Origin of the sequence: Halobacteriovorax sp. (assembly GCF_041587335.1) — a bacterium.
Classification (GTDB): Bacteria; Bdellovibrionota; Bacteriovoracia; order Bacteriovoracales; family Bacteriovoracaceae; genus Halobacteriovorax.
Window position 1 is genome coordinate 1 of sequence record NZ_JBFGYP010000273.1, and the last position, 1,815, is coordinate 1,815.

1 protein-coding gene and 1 pseudogene are annotated in these 1,815 nt (G+C 35.9%); both read left to right on the top strand.

The annotated features are described in order from the left end of the window. Positions 1-1,155: pseudogene (locus ABX784_RS17345) on the top strand (hypothetical protein); the annotation flags it as partial. Next, positions 1,148-1,815 (top strand): hypothetical protein (locus tag ABX784_RS17350; protein WP_372656316.1); only part of this gene is annotated, 668 nt, incomplete at its 3' end. The pseudogene ABX784_RS17345 and the gene ABX784_RS17350, both read left to right, overlap by 8 nt.

The following is a 1,815-nucleotide window of genomic DNA, read 5'->3' on the forward strand; positions in this document are numbered from 1 at the left end:
CCCGGACTTGGTGGAGATGGTGGCCGTGGTGGAAACGGTGGAAATAATATTGAGGTAATACTTAGAACTGATGATATTTCAAACAGTAAGGTTTCTATAATTTCAGTGCCAGGCCTAGGTGGTGAAGGTGGTCTTGCGGGTGAGTATGGTAATCCTGGCCAGCCAGGAAGTGCTGGTAGAGGCGGAAAGGACTCCCTAAGGTTTGGGTTAAAGATAAGGGACTGTAGTACTTCTTCGGGGCATTCTGCTGAGGTGGGAAGGGTCAATGAGAGTAAGTCTGAGCTTTTAGCCCGCACTGGCGCAAAAGGTAGTGTTAGCTCTGAAGAATTCATTAAAGAAAGTATAGCTTCGGTTAAAGAGCTAACAAACTTAAAAAGTAGACTTGGAAAGAATCTCATAAGGTTTCATTTAGAAAGATTATTTCATAAAAATAAGTTAGAGCTATTTTCATACTTAGCTGGTCGAGTTGATTTTTCATATGATGAATTCGATATAGATTTTTTAGAGATGTTAGCGATAACAGATAAAGAGGTTGTAAAGGAATTTAAAGATTTTCTAGAGAATAGTCTTTTGAGAGAAATAAATGATAGAAGCTCTAAGTCTTTAAAGTACTTGAAAAAAGATATTAAAGTTCTTGTTTCCATTTTAAAGCTTCTTGAGGAATCATCTATTGAATCTGCTCACCAGCAGATCCTTAAGCAAATAGACTTTGGGGAAGAGAGACTATCTGTTCTTGTTGAAGAGCTTGCTATTGAGTGTTTAGACTACCGTGAAATAAGTAAGCTCTACTATAGTGAACTTAATCCTAAGTATGCTGAAATTCCTGTATGTGAAGTTGGTGGAGTTACTAGTTTGAGAAATGACTTCTTTGCAGATTTAAATATCAATAGTTCATATGCTCCGACAGTATTTCCTCATTCTCTTAATGATCAAATCGTTAGAAAAAATCGAAATCCAGCTCAAAAGATGATTAATACTATTATTATTAATAATGAAAGAATTAGAGCTGAGGACTTCAGAGATGCTCTCGGAATTAATAATAGTATATTTACAGTTACAAAGCTTGAAATCAGTAAGAAAAGTTCTTTAAAGTTTAGCGAAATTGTTACTAACTTCAAAGTTGCTCTTACGGCGCTCGAGGTGCTTGGTGAGTAGATTACTTTTAGTGCTCTCTCTTATTCTCTATAGTTTTCAATCTTACGCAGGAAAGTATGACGAGGCCTTATCAAATGTAAAAAAGCACTTGAGTGATAGGGCGAGTATGTATGAGAAAGAGTTCAAAAATTCTCATGAGCGAAGAGTATCTGATTTTTATTATAGAAGATCTTTGTCTAGGCAAGTCATAAGTCAAGAGTTGATAGAGCAGAGTTATCTGGATTATTTATTACTTACAGAGCTATCTGGTTCAATAGACTCTGAAAGCTCTGATATTTCGGAATTATACTATCTCTCAAAAAATTTAAGTGAATTTTCAGCTGTAAAAGTATCAGAAATTATAACTGCTTTAAATAATTTAAAACTTGTTAAAGAGTCCCTCAGTAATGAATGTAGCAATGAAAACATACAAATTGTTTCGGATAGATATGATCCATATACAAGTTATGTTATTCCAAAGCTTGCTCGTGATGAAATGGGTAGTCCCGTTTATAACTATAGTCTAAAGATGAATTTTACTTATGCCTATAACGATGGTGGTGGAAACTCTTCGTATGAAGTCAATACTCCTGTTGCAGATGGTAGTGAGGTTGGTGTTGCTGTAGGCTTTGTTGGAGCAGGTATCGCTTGTGGTGTTTCTACCGTTATCGGTGGAGGTTC